At 68.8% G+C, this 15,931-nt stretch carries 13 protein-coding genes and 1 pseudogene; 1 reads left to right on the forward strand and 13 read right to left on the reverse strand.

Translation table 11 applies throughout. The features are described from left to right. Positions 1-70: 70 nt before the first annotated feature. Genes ACZ7M3_RS08895 through ACZ7M3_RS08910 form a run of 4 tightly spaced genes read right to left on the reverse strand, consistent with a single transcriptional unit; the run spans position 71 to position 6,085 of the window. Complete coding sequence (locus tag ACZ7M3_RS08895; protein WP_472061847.1) at positions 71-1,714, reverse strand: glycosyltransferase family 39 protein; 1,644 nt, start codon at positions 1,712-1,714, stop codon at positions 71-73. Next, a complete protein-coding gene (locus ACZ7M3_RS08900) occupies positions 1,711-3,477 on the reverse strand; it encodes an ArnT family glycosyltransferase (protein ID WP_472061849.1) in 1,767 nt (588 codons plus the stop codon). Before ACZ7M3_RS08900 ends, ACZ7M3_RS08895 begins: the two co-directional genes overlap by 4 nt. Continuing rightward, positions 3,474-4,499: a glycoside hydrolase family 26 protein gene (locus tag ACZ7M3_RS08905; protein ID WP_472061851.1), complete on the reverse strand. Its 1,026-nt coding sequence runs from the start codon at positions 4,497-4,499 to the stop codon at positions 3,474-3,476. The genes ACZ7M3_RS08900 and ACZ7M3_RS08905 overlap by 4 nt, the downstream gene beginning before the upstream one ends. Next, on the reverse strand, positions 4,499-6,085 hold the full coding sequence (locus tag ACZ7M3_RS08910; protein ID WP_097225067.1) for a glycosyltransferase family 2 protein: 1,587 nt from the start codon (positions 6,083-6,085) through the stop codon (positions 4,499-4,501). The genes ACZ7M3_RS08905 and ACZ7M3_RS08910 overlap by 1 nt, the downstream gene beginning before the upstream one ends. 297 nt (positions 6,086-6,382) lie before the next feature. Here ACZ7M3_RS08910 and ACZ7M3_RS08915 point away from each other — a divergent pair, with 297 nt between their 5' ends. Then, a complete protein-coding gene (locus tag ACZ7M3_RS08915) occupies positions 6,383-10,807 on the forward strand; it encodes an Ig-like domain-containing protein (protein WP_472061853.1) in 4,425 nt (1,474 codons plus the stop codon). Positions 10,808-11,002: 195 nt separating this feature from the next. Here the strand turns inward: ACZ7M3_RS08915 and truA are convergent, their stop codons facing one another. The 9 genes and pseudogenes from truA to ACZ7M3_RS08960 form a co-directional block, all read right to left on the reverse strand. Then, entirely contained in the window at positions 11,003-11,857 is an 855-nt protein-coding gene (gene truA, locus ACZ7M3_RS08920) for a tRNA pseudouridine(38-40) synthase TruA (protein WP_472061855.1), read from the reverse strand. 92 nt (positions 11,858-11,949) lie between these two features. Further along, a complete protein-coding gene (gene rplQ / locus ACZ7M3_RS08925) occupies positions 11,950-12,459 on the reverse strand; it encodes a 50S ribosomal protein L17 (RefSeq protein ID WP_355302882.1) in 510 nt (169 codons plus the stop codon). Positions 12,460-12,637: 178 nt separating this feature from the next. Further along, a complete protein-coding gene (locus ACZ7M3_RS08930) occupies positions 12,638-13,660 on the reverse strand; it encodes a DNA-directed RNA polymerase subunit alpha (RefSeq protein WP_003966937.1) in 1,023 nt (340 codons plus the stop codon). A gap of 115 nt (positions 13,661-13,775) precedes the next feature. Beyond that, positions 13,776-14,180 carry a 30S ribosomal protein S11 gene (rpsK, locus tag ACZ7M3_RS08935; RefSeq protein ID WP_006376016.1) on the reverse strand — a complete coding sequence of 135 codons (405 nt, stop codon included), beginning with the start codon at positions 14,178-14,180 and terminating at the stop codon, positions 13,776-13,778. 64 nt (positions 14,181-14,244) lie between these two features. Next, positions 14,245-14,625 carry a 30S ribosomal protein S13 gene (rpsM, locus tag ACZ7M3_RS08940; RefSeq protein WP_037626962.1) on the reverse strand — a complete coding sequence of 127 codons (381 nt, stop codon included), beginning with the start codon at positions 14,623-14,625 and terminating at the stop codon, positions 14,245-14,247. Between the two features lie 211 nt (positions 14,626-14,836). Further along, the gene (gene rpmJ, locus ACZ7M3_RS08945) at positions 14,837-14,950 is read right to left on the reverse strand and encodes a 50S ribosomal protein L36 (RefSeq protein ID WP_003998809.1); all 114 of its coding nucleotides are present in this window, start codon (positions 14,948-14,950) and stop codon (positions 14,837-14,839) included. A gap of 69 nt (positions 14,951-15,019) precedes the next feature. After that, the gene (infA, locus tag ACZ7M3_RS08950) at positions 15,020-15,241 is read right to left on the reverse strand and encodes a translation initiation factor IF-1 (RefSeq protein WP_003948620.1); all 222 of its coding nucleotides are present in this window, start codon (positions 15,239-15,241) and stop codon (positions 15,020-15,022) included. A 338-nt stretch (positions 15,242-15,579) separates the two neighbouring features. After that, on the reverse strand, positions 15,580-15,744 hold the full coding sequence (locus ACZ7M3_RS08955) for a hypothetical protein (protein ID WP_472061858.1): 165 nt from the start codon (positions 15,742-15,744) through the stop codon (positions 15,580-15,582). 97 nt (positions 15,745-15,841) lie between these two features. Continuing rightward, positions 15,842-15,931: pseudogene (locus tag ACZ7M3_RS08960) on the reverse strand (type I methionyl aminopeptidase); the annotation flags it as partial.

The following is a 15,931-nucleotide window of genomic DNA, read 5'->3' on the forward strand; positions in this document are numbered from 1 at the left end:
ATGTCATCGTAAATTTCCCCCCGGTGAGCGGCCATGTCCGGCACGGCACCCGGAAGGAAAGGTGCTGCGCTCAGCTGTAGATCTTGCGGTGGGCGACGTCTTCCTTCTCGTCCGTAGTCCCGCCCGTGGCCGCCTTGGCGGTCCGCTCGAGCAGAACGAGCGTGAGGCCCTCCAGCTCGCGGGTCTTCACTACGCGGAAGTTGCGCCGGACCGCGGTCGCCGTCGCCTTGGGCATACCGCTGAGCGGCTGTCCTTCGCGCATGGTCGACACCAGCCACAGCCGGTCCGCGTCCGCCAGGCATTTCGCGGGCTGCGGGCACTGCGTGGCGCCGAAGGAGCCCAGCTCCTGCGGGGTGCGGTACATGAGCACGTCCCGCGGGCGGCCCTTGTCGTCGCGCAGCTCGTAGGCCATGGCCCGGCGCTCCGACAGCTTCCCGCTGAACACGATCCCGTCGCCCTTGCGCTGCCCGGCCTCGACAAGGTGCGCGGCGCCGTGGAAGTCGGGCTCCCCGAGCGCGTTCTCACGGGTCTCACGGATGCCCGGCAGCGCCTGCCAGGCGAGCCCGGCGACCACCGCCACGGCGAGCACCCAGCCGAACCCGCGCCGGGCCGCCGCCCCCGTGCCCGTCTTCGCCCCGGCCACCGGCCCGGCGATCCGGCAGACCGCGACCGCCGCGAGCAGCACCCAGGCGGGCGCCGTGAACAGCAGATACCACGGCAGGAAGAGGTGCAGCTGGGACGCGGTGACATACGTCGCCAGCGGCGGCAGCACGATCCACACCGCCAGCGCAGGCGCCCACCGGCCCGCGAAGACCATGCCCAGCGCGCCGAGCGCCATCACCGGCCCGGCCACCGCCCACGACCCGAAGAGGTTCTTCGGGAAGTCGACCAGGTCCTTCAGGACCGGGTCGCCCCAGTCGATCTGCCCGCTCTGGCGCGACCCCTGAATGGCCATCGGAGCGACGAAGCACAAGCCAAGGGTGCCGGCCGCCGTGTACGCCCAGCCCACGATCCGGTCCCCCGAACGCCGGGCCCTCAGGACCATCGTGAGATGCGCACCGAGCACCGCGAGCGAGGCCAGCTGGCTCCAGCCGATCATCGGCACGGTGAAGGTGTAACCCACCCACACCTTGAAACTCGGCCGCTCCAGCGCCCTGCCGAGCAGCAGCGTCGACAGGAGCACGGCGGCCACGGCGAAGGCGTACGGCCTGATCTCCTGCCCGTAGCGCGTCACCGTGGGCACCACGGCGAACAGGAAGCCCGCGAGCAGCCCGGTCTGCATGGTGAACAGCCGCCGTCCGAGCAGGGCGAGCAGCCCGGCCGAGGAGGCCATGGCCACGGCCCCCGGGATGCGCATCGCGGTCGGTGAGTCCCCGGCGAGGGAGACCCAGAAGTGCATCAGCACGTAGTACGGCGCGAGCACCACGTCGCTGGAGCGGATCAGCCGGCTCAGGTCGTGGAGGGAGAGCGACGCCGCCCACCAGGTCGCGTGCTCGTCGCGCCACAGCTCCCGGTGGCCGATCCCACGCAGGATCAGCGCCAGCGCGGCGGCAGAGGGCAGCAGGAAGGCGAGGAGGGCGGCGAGTCGCCCGCCGCCGTCACGCGTCTGCTGCTCGGCCTCACGCCGGGCCCGCCGCCCACCGGAAGCGGCGGGCGCCTCGGAGACCGGCGTGTACCCGGCCGTCGCGCCACCGGCCGTCGTCGTGCCGCTCATCGCTTGACCCAGATCCGGTAGGCGTTCTCACCGTTGCTCGTCATGTACGGGAAAACGGCGGCCAGACGGTAGTGCGTATTGCCCTCGAGCCCCTTCTTGACCGCCTCGTACGTCGCCGGGGTCACCGCGCCGTGCATCACGATCACGTCGAAGCGCCCGTCGCGCACCGCCTGCTCGAAGGCGTCGGGGCCGGTGAGCTGCTTGCCGTCCTTGCCTTGGTAGTCCATGTAGTAGGTGCTCTGCCACTGGTTCCACCCGGTGACGTCCCGCAGGTAGTACGCGGGCACCTCCTGCTCCTCGGCCAGGTAGGAGCCCTTCTTGTCGACGTGGACCACCGTACGGAGATAGGACACCATCGGCGCGGCGTCCGGGAAGCTGTACACCCGCTGCGCCTGCACCATGCCGAACACCAGCGCGAGGACGTAGACCAAGATCCCGAGCTGCGGATGTCGAAAGTGCGGGCCGACGAGCCGGGCCATGCCGAGGCCCGCCATGGGCGCGGCGAAGAGCAGGCCGAAGCCGACGTGCTTGTGGAGTGAGACCCCAGTCTGCAGATGGATCTGGTATGCCGGTGCCAGCAGCGCGGTGCCGGTGAGCACCAGGCCGAGCGCGGCGCGCCGCACCCGCCCGGCGGTCGCCCCCTCGATCCACGGCATCTCGCCCATCCGCCCGCGCAGCGTGTACGCCACCGAGCCGAAGATCGCCGCGACGAAGACCAGGCCGCCCCACTCGGCGCTGCGCTCCAGCAGCGTCATGGCGGAGTCGGCGCCCTTGGCCCGGTTGGTGGTGGTGGAGCTGATGCCGCCGAGCGGCCCGGAGAGGACGTACCCGGCGGCGAGCAGCGCCCCGATGCCCGCTCCCAGGAACACACCGCGGCCCAGGGCCTTCACCCCGCGGTGCCGGTGCGCGGTGACCACCGCGAGCAGCACCAGCGTCGGCAGATACAGGCCGGAGGCGTACTTCACCCCGAAGGCCAGGGCGGCCGGGGGCGCGGCGAGCAGGACGGCCGCCGAGCGCATCCGGTCGGTGCGGACGACGGCGTACATCGACAGGGCGAGCAGGAAGATCGCGGCGGCGTCGTAGGTGGCGAAGTTGCCGAGCACCGTCGTCGACTGCAGGACGGAGAAGAGCGCGGCCGCGCCGATAGCCGCCCGCAGGTTGAACAGGCGCCGGGTCACCGCGTACAGCAGCCCGGTGGCGGCCAGCATGAACAGCAGGCTGACGACGCGAACGCCGGTGAGTCCGAAGTACGAGTCCACGGCGGCGGCGAGCACCGGGTACAGCTTCGGGTGGCCCGAGAAGTAGGCCGCGAAGTCGACCGGCAGCTTGGTGCCGTGCAGCAGGTTGTTCAGCTCGTAGTGGCCGGACGCGACGTAGAGCGCCTCGTCCTCGAAGGCCGTCCCGCGCAACCGCAGCGAGAGCCCGGCCTGCACCAGAAGCAGGCAGCCCAGCACTCCGCGTCCGAGCAGCTTGCCGCGCCGGTTGTCCACGGCCCAGGAGGACTCGGGGACGGCGGGCAGGGTGTAGCCGGGGTCGGCCTCGGGCTCGGGTGCGGGCTCCGGCTCGGGCGCGCGAACCGGCGTTTCCGGCGGGGCTTCCGCGTACGGGTCGTACGTCTCGTAGTACGGCGGATATGTCTGCTGCTGAGGCGGCCAGGCGTACGAGTCCTGCCCGTACGACTCCTGCTGGTATTCCTGGTACTGCTGCTGGTAGTCCCGATCGGCCCACGTGGGCTGCTGGGGCGGCGGCTGTCTGCTGCTCATGGTGTGGTCACGTCGAATCCGAAGCGGGGGTCGGCGGCCTGCTCGCGGAAGGTGCGGGCGGAGGCCGGACCGCTGGTGATGCGCCAGTCCGCTTCCTTGTCGATGTCGAACCAGACGAAGCCGATCACGTCGTTGTGCGCGGCCAGCCCCTGGAAGAGGTTGGTGATGTCGGCGGGTTTGCGCTCCCCGGCCTCGGCCGCCGTCTCCGCGATGATCATGGGCTTCTTGGTGAAGGCGCGGATCTGGCTGGCGGTGGGCCCGTAGAGGGTGCGGTAGGTGGAGGGGCCGTAGCGGGCGAAGTAGCCGATGACGCCGACCCAGTCGACGTACTCCTCGCCCGGCCAGTACGGCTTCAGGCGCACGTTCGGCGCCGGGTTGATCACGTTCGGGCTCCACACCCAGATGACCTGGGTGGCGCCCTCCTGGTCGAAGAGGTCGTGGACGTGCCGGTACGCGGCGACGAACTGCGCAGCGGTGGCCTTCTTCGTCCCCCACACGTACCAGAAGCCGTTCATCTCGTGCGCGAAGCTGATCGCCACCGGCAGATTGAGCTCCTTGACGGAGCGCGCGTAGTCACGGATGTACGCGTCCTGGGAGCCGGACGCGATCTGCTTGAGCGTCTTGTCGTAGGGCTCCCAGGCGATGAAGGGCAGCGCCTTGTAGTTCCAGGCGTTCCGCACTGCGGCCGTCTCGTACTGGTCGCCCCAGGCCGAGTAGAACTCCACCATGTTGGGCTTCTTGCCCGCGGCCTTCGCGAAGGCGTCGACGTTCTTCATACTGGCCGGCGCCCCGACGGCGGCGACACCTAGGTACTTCTTCGAGGGCTGCAGCAACGGGCGTACGTCATAAGGGAGGTCGGGCTTGGTCGCCTCGGCGGGCGCCTCGGTGACCCCCAGGCTGGGTTCCGCCGCCTTGCCCTGGGCCCGTCGGTACTCGTCCCGGCCCTGCTCGGAGAACGTGCTGCAGCCGGCGAGGAGTGCGCCGGCGAGCAGGACTGCCGCCAGCGCACGAAAACGACTCATCACGCGATCCGCTCCCGGGGCTGGACGAGCACGCGCCCGACGACCATGGCATAGAAGAGGCCGGCGGACAGCATCAGCGCGAAGTCCGGCGGATAGAGCGTGAGCATGCGCCAGGCGGCGACGCCGATCCACAGCACCGCGGTCCCGGCGCTCCACACGATCATTCCGGTCCAGTACCGGCGCATGCCGTTCTTCTTGGCGCCCTGCGAGCCGGTCGGCTTCCAACCCATCGGACGTCCGCGCAGCACGTCCCACACGGCGAAGACATGCGACCACCCGTACATCACGCGAACCGACCAGGCCTCCAGGCGGTACGGCGCCCGGTGCCACAGCGGCAGCACCAGCGTCACGTACGCCACGCTGGGCAGCACCCAGAGCGAGGCCTCGGCGCGCAGCAGATCGGGCCGCAGGATGAGCAGCCCGAGCGGGATCAGCGGGGCGAGAAAGGTCGCGAGGGCGGTCTGCAGGTAGTAGAGGAACCCGGAGACGTAGCACAGCCGCGTCTGGAACTTGAGGTCCATCTCCCAGAACCGCTTGCTGGTCAACAGCGACAACGAGCCCATGCACCAGCGGTACTGCTGATTGTGGAAGGCACCGGCGGTGTCCGGGCACACACCGGCCGACAGCGCGACGGGCACGTAGCGCAGCTTCCAGCCCAGCGCCCGCAGGTCGAAGCCGGTGTACATGTCCTCGGAGTGCTCGATCAGCGTGATGCCGCCGATCTGGGCGAGGGCCGCGCGCCGGTACACCGCGCACGAGCCCACACAGATCGATCCGTCCTTGTCCTCGCGGGAGGTCTGCACGGACCGGTAGAACTGCTCCTGCACCGCTCCCGCGCCGCGCTCGATCCAGTTCTGCCGGTCGGTGATCCGGAAGAACTGCGGCGACTGCACGATCCCGACCCGTTCGTCGGCGTCCATGTAGGGCAGCAGCTCGTCGAGCAGATCGGCACGCGGCGCGAAGTCGGCGTCGAGGATGAGAATGTGGTCCCCGCCGGTGATCCCGAAGGCGTGGTGCAGATTGCCCGCCTTCTTGAACCAGCCCCGGTTGGGCCGCACCACATACCTGAAGTCGAAGTCGTGCGCCATGGCCCCGACCTCGGTGTCCGCCGCGTCGTCGAGGACGTACACGTTCACGACGCCCCGGTAGGTGTCCGCAAGCCGGTTCACATGCACCCAGGTGTTGTGCAGCACCTCCAGGGGCTCACCGCACACCGGCAGGAAGACGTCCACACTCGGGTACGCGGCCGGCTGCCAGTGGCGCACCAGCAGCTTGTGCGCCTTGAGGTCGAAGTCCTTGCTCAGCCCGTCCAGATACAACGAGATCAGGTAGTCCGCGACCACGAAGGCGAGCAGCGGCATCGTCAGCCAGAACCACGGGCTGGACGCCGTGAAAAGGAACTGACTCACCGCCAGACACGCGAAGCTGACCAGCGAGCCGAACGTCAGCATCCACAGATGACGCCGCGCGTACGAGTACTTCTCCGCGTCGTCCGGCGGCTGTGGCAAGAGCCCGTGGCTCTCCGGTTTGTGTCTGCGCCTATGAGGACGCTCAGCGCGCGCCGCAGCACTCACTGCACCATTCATGAACCCCCCCAGGACCTGGAACGGACCTGTGAACCCACCCTGAGCCCGGCTGCCCCAAATTCGAACTTTCAGCCGGACTGCGAAAGCATAACCGGCTCTCCCCTTTATGACTCAACAACCTTGTTACGTGACGGTTTCATCACGGGTCACAGGGGTAGCAGTGGCGCCGCACAGCAGCGAAGCACGCCCCCGCGGTGCACAAAAAGGTCAACTGATGGTAAGAACAACCACTCAGTCTTCACGTTTGCGCCACACCTGCGATCATTCCGGGCGCGAACACTAGGGGGAGGTCCTGATTTGCCCGGGTTTTCCGTGCCCGCACGCGGTGGCCGCCATCGCAACCGGCGGCGCAGACAGCTGTTCGCCACAGTGGCCGTGGCCGCTGCGGCACTGATCGGCACGACGATCAGCCTGGTGGCATCCTCGGCCCAGGCCGACCAAACCACCCAGGGCATCGACAATTTGCGCACCAACTGGGACCAGAACGAGGCCGGGCTCTCCCCGGCAGTCGTCCAGTCGTCCGCCTTCGGCCGGCTCTTCGCCACGAAACTGGACGGGCAGATATACGCCCAGCCCCTGGTGCTGGGCGACCATGTGATCGCGGTCACCGAGAGCAACACCGTGTACGGCCTCGATCGCGCCACCGGTGCGATCGAGTGGAGCAAGAACTACGGACCGGCATGGCCGGCCTCGGCGATCGGCTGCGGGGACCTGACACCCAATGTGGGGGCGACCGCGACTCCCGTCTACGACCCGGCCACCAACGCCCTCTACTTCACCACCAAGGTCGACGACGGTACCTCCACGCACCGCCACCCGACGTGGCTGATGCACGCGGTGGACCCGGCCTCCGGAGCCGAGCGCCCGGGGTGGCCGGTCACCATCGCCGGAAGCCCCGTCAACGACCCGAGCGCCAAGTTCGACGCCTACTACGAACAGCAGCGCCCCGGCCTGCTGTTGATGGACGGCGTCGTCTACGCGGGCTTCGGCGGCCACTGTGACGCGTGGCCGTACCGCGGCTATGTGGTCGGGGTGAGCACCACCGGGCACAGCATCACCTCGATGTGGGCGGCGGTGACCGGTGCCGGCACCGGCGGCTCCGGCATCTGGCAGTCGGGCGGCGGACTGGTCTCGGACGGGTCCGGCCGGATCTTCTTCAGCACCGGGAACGGCATCAGCCCGGCTCCCGGGCCGGGCAAGACCGTTCAGGGAACCCTGGCCGAGTCCGTCGTACGCCTTCAGGTCGGCGCGGACAACACCCTCGGTACGGCCGACTTCTTCAGCCCGAGCGACGCCTCCACCCTGGACCTCAACGACCAGGACATCTCCTCGGGCGCCCCGATGGCGCTGCCGGACGGCTTCGGTACCAGCGAGCACCCGCACCTGCTGATCCAGCAGGGCAAGGACGGGCGGGTGTTCCTGCTCGACCGCGACAACCTCGGCGGCATGGGCCAGGGAGCCCAGGGCGGCGACGCCGCGGTGAGCGTGTCCGGCCCCTACCAGGGCATGTGGGGGCACCCCGCGTTCTGGGGCGGCGACGGCGGCTATGTCTACGTCGTCGGCAACCAGGGTCCGCTGCGCGCTCTCAAGTACGGCGTGCGCAACGGCGGTACGCCCACGCTCACCCTCACCGGCCAGAGCCAGGACACCTTCGGCTACACCAGCGGCTCTCCCCTGGTCACGTCCGACGGCACGGACGAGTCCAGTGCCCTGGTGTGGATGACCTCCGCGAGCAACGCCTCCGGGGCCGACGGCACCCTGCGCGCCTACAGCCCCACTCCCGACGGCAACGGCCTGCTCCAGCTGCTGTGGTCCGCGCCGATCGGCACCGCGACAAAGTTCAGCACGCCGACCGCCGAGGGCGGCAAGGTGTACGTCGGCACCCGGGACGGTGTGCTCTACGGCTTCGGCAGCCCGGCCAGGACGGCTCTGACCGCGGCCTCGCTGGACTTCGGTCAGGTCGGTGTGGGCGACAGCGGCTCCGCCGAGCTGAAACTGACGGCCACGCAGGACGTCAGCGTCACGGGGCTCAAGGCCTCCGGCGCGTTCTCGGTCGACCCGTCCTCCGTACCCACCCCCGAGCAGCCCACGGCGCTGGCGGCGGACGCCACCCTGGACGTACCGGTCACCTTCGCCCCCACCGCCACCGGCGGCATCAACGGCACGCTGACCGCGAACCTGTCGGACGGCCAGAAGCTGGTCTTCGCCCTCCACGGCGTCGGCACCAGGCCCGGTCTCGGGGCGGCACCCGCCGCCCTGGACTTCGGGGAAGTGCCCACCGGCAGCACTTCGACGCTGAATCTTCAGATCACCAACACCGGTACCGAACCGGAGACCATCGACTCGGTCGACTCGCCCGGCGGCGCCTTCTCCGCCTCGGGGCTGCCGAGCGCGGGGACGGTCGTACCGGCCGGTGGCTCGTTCGTGCTCTCGGTCACCTACACCCCGACCGGCGACCATGCCGACAGCGACGCGCTCGTGGTCAGCAGCAGCGGCGGCGGCGCCACACACACGCTGAGCGTGCCGGTCAGCGCGACGGCCATCACGGGGCAGGGACACCTGGAGTTCTCCACGAACTCGCTGGACTTCGGCCAGGTCCCGATCGGCAGCTCCAAGTCGCTGTCGTTCACCATCACCAACACCGGCAACATCCCGGTGACGGTGACCAAGGCCAAGGCGCCGACGGGTGACTTCAACAGCCCGGTACAGCTGTCGGAGGGTCTGATCATCGGTCCTGAGCAGACCGCGGTGCAGAGCGTGACGTTCACTCCGCGCTCGGCTGCGGATCTGAGCGCCTTCTACGAGGTCACCGGCACCGGGACCGACACGAACGGCAACAGTCAGGGCGCCATGTACGTGCCGATCAAGGGCACCGGTACCGGCACCGCCACGACCACCTCGGCCGACGACGGGAAGTGGCAGACCAACGGCTCGGCGGTACCGGCCGACGGCGGCGGGGTCCAGCTGACCCCGGCCACCGGCAATCAGGCGGGCACTGCGGTGTACACCGAGCCGTTGCGCACCGACGGTCTGCGGGCCACCTTCACCACGAAGTTCGGCCCCGGCAGCGGTGGGAAGGGCATGACGCTCACTCTGCTCGACCCGGCCCAGAACTCCGCCTCGGCACTGGGCGGGACCGGTGACAGCCTCGGCATCGCGGGGCGGCCGGGCACGGTGATCGCGCTCGCCACCGGCTGGAACGACACGCTCAAGGCACAGAACTTCGTGGGCGTCGGCCGCAGTGCGGCCGGCTCGTCGGCGATCGACTACCAGTCGGTGGCCACACTCGGCACCTCCCTGCGCCAGGGCACGCACCAGATCGACATCCAGGTGGCCGCCGGCCATCTGTACGTCTGGATCGACGGGGCGCAGGTGATGGACGCGACACCGACGCTGACGTCCACCGCGCTCCTCGCCTTCTCCGGTGCCACCGGCGACAGCTCCGACGTGCAGACGGTGAGCGGCCCGGTCGTCAGCGAGGCGGCGCCTCCGGCCCCGGAGCCGAAAGCGGCGACCTCGCTCCATCTCACCGCCCCGAGCACGGGTGTGCCGGGTCGGAAGTTGACCGTCGACGGCACGTTGACCTCGTCCGTGGCGCTTCCCGCAGGTCAGGTCGCGCACATCACGCGGAACGGAACAGCACTGCGCGATGTGACGACGGCGGCGGACGGCTCCTTCACCTTCAGCGACACCCCGTCGGCAGAGGGCACCTACACCTACGCCGCAAGCTACGCGGGGGACGCAACACACGAGGCGGCGAGCACGGCAAGCCTCGTCCAGGTGTCCAAGCCGGCCACCTCGGTCACTCTGGCGGCCCCGGCCACGGCCACCCGCACGCACAAGCTGACCGTGTCCGGCACGCTCTCCGGCTCGCCCTTCGCCACCGGTGGGGTCGTCACGGTGACGAAGACCGACCTCGCACACCCGTCCGGCGTCGCACTCGCCGACGCGAAGGTCGCCGCGGACGGTTCGTTCACGTTCGCGGACACCCCGCAGATCGGCGGCGCCAACACCTACAAGGTGGCCTACGGCGGCGACATCTCACACAAGCCGGGCAGCCGCAGCGCCACCGTCCAGGTGTCCCGAGTCTCGACGGGCCTGACCATCACCACCGACCACTCGACGTACGCATATGGCCAGTCCGCGAAGGTCACCGCTCACCTCGGTACGACCTACAACAAGCGTACGGTGGCGATCTACGCTCAACCGTTCGGCGGCACATCGGTCCTGGTGAAGTCGGGCACGGTGGACTCCCACGGCAATCTGACAGGGTCCTACAAGCTCGCCCGCAACACCACGTTCAGCGCGGTGTTCGCCGGCGACTACCGGTACGCCCCGAAGACCGTCGCCCGAAGTGCGCAGTCCCATGTGCGGATCTCGGAGAAACTGTCCGGTTACTACACGAGCACGCACTACGGCAGCACTCCCTACCTGGTGTACCACCACACCGCCAAGGAGCAACTCGACGCCACCGTCACACCCAACAAGGCCGGCCAGTGCCTCGTCTTCCACGTGCAGCGGTACTACAGCGGCGCCTGGCACACGCAGACCACCACCCCCTGCTCCTCCCTCGGCTCCACCAGCGCCGGCCGCCACCAGATGTCTCTCACCAAGTCCGTCAACAGCAGGTTCCGCATCGCCGCGGAGTACATCCACAGCAGTAAGGACAACACCAACCTCAGCACCTGGGGCGCCTGGCAGTACTTCACCGTCAGGCAGTAAGCACGACTGCGACCCGGCTGAACAGCCCCGCCCTCGGACAGCGGCCCAGGGCGGGGCTTCGCTTTCCGCGCGGCAGGTCCTCGTGGCCGACCTCCATGCCCCGACTGAGGCCACGACCGGGCGCGTCCATGGCCCGGCCGACGGCCCATGCAGTGGGGCGTGCCACCGCCTTCCGGTCCTCCGCCGGCAGCCGGTTCAGCAGCAGGCCCCCGGCAGCGACCGCCGGTTCCGCGCCTCCTTGTTGCGTGCGGCGAGCAGTTCGTCCGCGGGGTAGCCGACCTCCTCCAGGGTCAGCCCGTGCGGCCGTACGACATGGACGGCCGAGTCCCGTACGCCGGCCGCGAGCACCTTCCCGGCCCAGTCGGGCCCTCGGTGCCCGTCCCCCACGAACAGCAGCGCGCCGACGAGCGAGCGCACCATGTTGTGGCAGAAGGCGTCGGCACGGACCGTGGCGGTGATGACCCCGTCGTCCCCGCGCACCAGGCTCAGCTGCTGGAGCGTACGAATGGTCGTGGCGCCCTCGCGCTTCTTGCAGTACGCGGCGAAGTCGTGCTCGCCCACGAGCCGCTCGGCCGCCTCGTTCATGGCGTCGACGTCCAACGGCCAGTCGTGCCACAGGACGTGCCCCCGCAGCAGGGGGTCCACTCCCCCGGGGTTGTCGGTGACGCGGTAGGCGTACCGCCGCCAGATCGCGGAGAAGCGGGCGTTGAACCCGCTGGGGGCCTCCCTCAGGGACCACACCCGCACGTCCTTGGACAGCCGCCCGGCCAGCCGCTTGAGCAGCTTCTCCTCGTGCTCGGCCCACAGCTCGACGGGCAGATCGACGTGCGCCACCTGCCCGCGCGCGTGCACACCGGCGTCGGTGCGCCCGGCGACGGTCAGCTCGTACGTGGTGTCCCTGGACCGCGTGACGGTCCTGAGGGCGTCCTCGATCTCCCCCTGTACGGTCCGGCGCCCCGAGGCCTGCTTGGCCCACCCGGAGAACTCGGTCCCGTCGTACGACAGATCCAAACGCACCCGTACGAACCCGGGCTGTACTTCGTCACTCACACCTAGATCCTCTCAAGGCCGGCATCTGTGCCGGAAACGCGAAAGCGGGCCCGCCCCCGAAGGGACGGACCCGCTCACAGCCAGGCAGTGCCTCAGGCGTCCTTCGACTCCTCGGCGGGAGCCTCGGCGGCGTCCTCGACCTTGGCGTCCTCGACCTTGGCCGGAGCCTCGGTCTTGACCTCGGCGTCCTTGGCGGCACGCTTGGTGGCCGCCTCGGCCTCACCGGTGGCCTGCTGGGCCACGGTCAGGGCCTCCACCAGCTCGATGACGGCCATGGGCGCGTTGTCGCCACGGCGGTTACCGATCTTGGTGATACGGGTGTAGCCACCCGGGCGGTTCTCGTAGCGCGGGCCGATCTCGGTGAAGAGCGTGTGCACAATGCTCTTGTCCGTGATCACCGAGAGCACCTGACGGCGGTTGTGAAGGTCACCCTTCTTCGCCTTGGTGACCAGACGCTCCGCGTACGGGCGCAGGCGACGGGCCTTCGCCTCGGTGGTGGTGATACGGCCGTGCTCGAAGAGCGACTTCGCGAGGTTCGCGAGGAGCAGCTTCTCGTGCGCGGCGCTGCCGCCCAGACGGGCACCCTTGGCGGGCTTCGGCATGGTGTTTCTCCTAGGTGTCTGCCCCGGCCGTATCAGGTACCGGGGTCAGTGTCCGAGCGGGCGATTGCCCGTCGGAGATCCGGGGCAGCCCCGAAGGGGCGCCCCGGAAGGGGCGCGGGGAACTGCGCGTCAGGCACAGCGCACCCGCACCAGAAAACGGACCGTCTGGCCCGAGCTCTTAGTACTGCTCGGTCTCGACGAACCCGGCGTCCGCGTCGTCGTCGGCACCAAAGGCGTCGGCGGCGGCGGTCGGGTCGAATCCGGGCGGGCTGTCCTTGAGGGCCAGGCCCATGCCGGCCAGCTTCGCCTTGACCTCGTCGATGGACTTCGCACCGAAGTTGCGGATGTCCAGGAGGTCGGCCTCGGAGCGGGCGACGAGCTCACCCACGGAGTGGATGCCCTCACGCTTGAGGCAGTTGTACGAACGAACGGTGAGCTCGAGCTCCTCGATCGGCAGCGCGAGGTCCGCGGCGAGGGCGGCGTCCGTGGGGGACGGGCCCATGTCGATGCCCTCGGCGTCGATGTTGAGCTCGCGAGCCAGGCCGAACAGCTCGACCAGGGTCTTACCGGCCGACGCCATGGCGTCACGCGGACGCATGGCCTGCTTGGTCTCGACGTCGACGATCAGCTTGTCGAAGTCGGTGCGCTGCTCGACACGGGTCGCCTCGACCTTGTACGTGACCTTCAGCACCGGCGAGTAGATCGAGTCGACCGGGATGCGCCCGATCTCCTGACCGACCTGCTTGTTCTGAACGGCGGAGACGTAGCCGCGACCGCGCTCGACGGTCAGCTCCATCTCCAGCTTGCCCTTGCCGTTGAGCGTGGCGAGGACGAGGTCGGGGTTGTGCACCTCGACACCGGCCGGGGGCGCGATGTCGGCGGCGGTGACCAGACCCGGGCCCTGCTTGCGCAGGTACATCACGACGGGCTCGTCGTGCTCCGAGGAGACGACCAGCTGCTTGATGTTGAGGATCAGGTCGGTGACGTCCTCCTTGACGCCCGGCACGGTGGTGAACTCGTGCAGAACGCCGTCGATGCGGATGGACGTGACCGCCGCACCCGGGATCGAGGACAGGAGGGTCCGGCGCAGGGAGTTGCCGAGGGTGTAGCCGAAGCCCGGCTCCAGCGGCTCGATCACGAACCGGGAGCGGAATTCGTCGACGACCTCTTCGGTCAACGAGGGACGCTGAGCAATCAGCATGTTGCGATCCTTCAGTCATGGGCGCCCGCTATTTGACGCCCTGCTGCTACTGCAAGGGTACGGGCGGCACGCCTCCGAAGAGTCGTACCGCCCGGAACCTCAAGACAACCGAGCCTCAGACGCGGCGGCGCTTGGGCGGACGGCAGCCGTTGTGCGGGGTGGGGGTGACGTCCTGGATGGAGCCGACCTCGAGGCCAGTGGCCTGGAGGGAGCGGATCGCGGTCTCGCGACCGGAGCCCGGGCCCTTCACGAAGACGTCAACCTTGCGCATGCCGTGCTCCTGCGCGCGGCGGGCGGCCGACTCGGCGGCCATCTGCGCGGCGAAGGGGGTGGACTTGCGCGAGCCCTTGAAGCCGACGTGGCCGGCGGAGGCCCAGGAGATCACGTTGCCCGCGGGGTCCGTGATCGAGACGATGGTGTTGTTGAACGTGCTCTTGATGTGAGCGTGCCCGTGAGCGACGTTCTTCTTTTCCTTGCGGCGCACCTTCTTGGCAGCGCCCTGACGACCCTTGGGGGGCATCTATTACTCCTACGGGAGGTGGTCGGTCCTACAGCGAAGACCGCTGATAAGCGTCCGCTGAGGACTACTTCTTGCCCGGCTTCTTCTTGCCGGCGATGGCGCGACGCGGGCCCTTGCGGGTACGAGCGTTCGTGCTGGTGCGCTGACCGTGGACGGGCAGGCCACGGCGGTGGCGAATACCCTGGTAGCAGCCGATCTCGATCTTGCGGCGAATGTCGCCCTGGATCTCGCGACGGAGGTCACCCTCGGTCTTGATGTTGGCGTCCACGTACTCGCGGATCTTGACCAGCTCTTCTTCGGAGAGGTCACGAACGCGGGTGTTCGGGTTCACGCCGGTCTCGGCCAGCGTCTGCTGGGAAAGGGTCCGGCCGATGCCGAACACGTAGGTCAGGGCGACCTCCACACGCTTTTCGCGCGGGATGTCAACACCGGAAACGCGTGCCATTCAATGGCTCCAGTTGTCGTTCGGAGGTCTTCCGCAGAACCGGATCCCGCCCGCCGTCCTCTCCTCTTGTCGAAGATTCGGTACGAACCGGGTCCCCGGCCTCCGACCGGGGGTGTCAGGTCTGAAGAGACTCAGTCCTGGATTCTGCGTATGAACATGTACTGCTTGCGTCGCGCGAAGTATCTGCGGATGCAGAAGGTGCGGTCGTGCGTCAGCCCTGGCGCTGCTTGTGGCGCGGGTTTTCGCAGATGACCATGACCCGACCGTGACGGCGGATCACCCTGCACTTGTCGCAGATCTTCTTGACGCTCGGCTTGACCTTCATTGGTGAGGTTCTCCGGGTCAGTGCCACCCCCCGCGCCCCGGAACCGGGAACACGGAGCAAAGGCAAGATCTACTTGTAGCGGTAGACGATCCGGCCACGCGTCAGGTCGTACGGAGACAGCTCCACCACGACCCGGTCGTCAGGGAGGATGCGGATGTAGTGCATACGCATCTTGCCGCTGATGTGTGCCAGAACCTGGTGGCCGTTCTGGAGCTCAACCTTGAACATGGCGTTCGGAAGAGACTCGACGACAGTGCCCTCGATCTCGATGGCACCTTGCTTCTTGGCCACGCTTCGCCCTTCGAATCGACTACCTTGATCGGCTTCGCACGAGCGCATGCAGACATGCGGGTGCACGAGAGCCGACGAGTCAGTCTACGTCAGGCCTCTCGGAAAGACGAATCGAGAAAGAATGCCCCACTACGGAGATCGTTAAGCAACGGGGGTCGTCGACGCGTCGCCGCGAGCCCCTCCGGGTCGGCCCCACGCAGACGTACGGCGATCACACCACCACCCGCCGTAGCCGCCCGGCGCTTCCAGACCAACGGGTCGGGCGCCATCAGACCACGCGGGCCCAGCGCCATCAGACCAAAGGTCCGCCACCGTCAGACCACGCGGGCCCAGCGCCGTCAGGCCAGCGGGTCCGGTGCCGCTGTTATCCCGTGCTCCGCCAGCTTGGCCTTGCCGCCGTCCGGGGCCGTGAGGACCAACGGGCCCTCCTCCGTCAACGCCACCGAGTGCTCCCAGTGCGAGGACCACGTGCCGTCCGTCGTGATGACGGTCCAGTCGTCCAATTCCCCACGCCCCTCTCGCGGGCTCGGCGCCGAGGCGCCTCACAAGCTTCGAGCGGCTGCGCCGGCCTCCGACCGGCGGCCCTGGCGAAGGCCGCCGTCAGGCCAGCGGGTCCGGTGCCGCTGTTATCCCGTGCTCCGCCAGCTTGGCCTTGCCGCCGTCCGGGGCCGTGAGGACCAACGGGCCCTC

The sequence above is a fragment of the Streptomyces sp. NPDC111656 genome, assembly GCF_055656965.1.

Excerpts from the sequence above, each read along its gene's own strand:
- ACZ7M3_RS08895 (WP_472061847.1), bottom strand. The coding sequence starts at position 1,714 with ATGAGCGGCACGACGACGGCCGGTGGCGCGACGGCCGGGTACACGCCG.
- ACZ7M3_RS08900 (WP_472061849.1), bottom strand. The coding sequence starts at position 3,477 with ATGAGCAGCAGACAGCCGCCGCCCCAGCAGCCCACGTGGGCCGATCGG.
- ACZ7M3_RS08905 (WP_472061851.1), bottom strand. The coding sequence starts at position 4,499 with ATGAGTCGTTTTCGTGCGCTGGCGGCAGTCCTGCTCGCCGGCGCACTC.
- ACZ7M3_RS08910 (WP_097225067.1), bottom strand. The coding sequence starts at position 6,085 with ATGAATGGTGCAGTGAGTGCTGCGGCGCGCGCTGAGCGTCCTCATAGG.
- rplQ (WP_355302882.1), bottom strand. The coding sequence starts at position 12,459 with ATGCCGAAGCCCGCCAAGGGTGCCCGTCTGGGCGGCAGCGCCGCGCAC.
- ACZ7M3_RS08930 (WP_003966937.1), bottom strand. The coding sequence starts at position 13,660 with ATGCTGATTGCTCAGCGTCCCTCGTTGACCGAAGAGGTCGTCGACGAA.
- rpsK (WP_006376016.1), bottom strand. The coding sequence starts at position 14,180 with ATGCCCCCCAAGGGTCGTCAGGGCGCTGCCAAGAAGGTGCGCCGCAAG.
- rpsM (WP_037626962.1), bottom strand. The coding sequence starts at position 14,625 with ATGGCACGCGTTTCCGGTGTTGACATCCCGCGCGAAAAGCGTGTGGAG.
- rpmJ (WP_003998809.1), bottom strand. The coding sequence starts at position 14,950 with ATGAAGGTCAAGCCGAGCGTCAAGAAGATCTGCGACAAGTGCAGGGTG.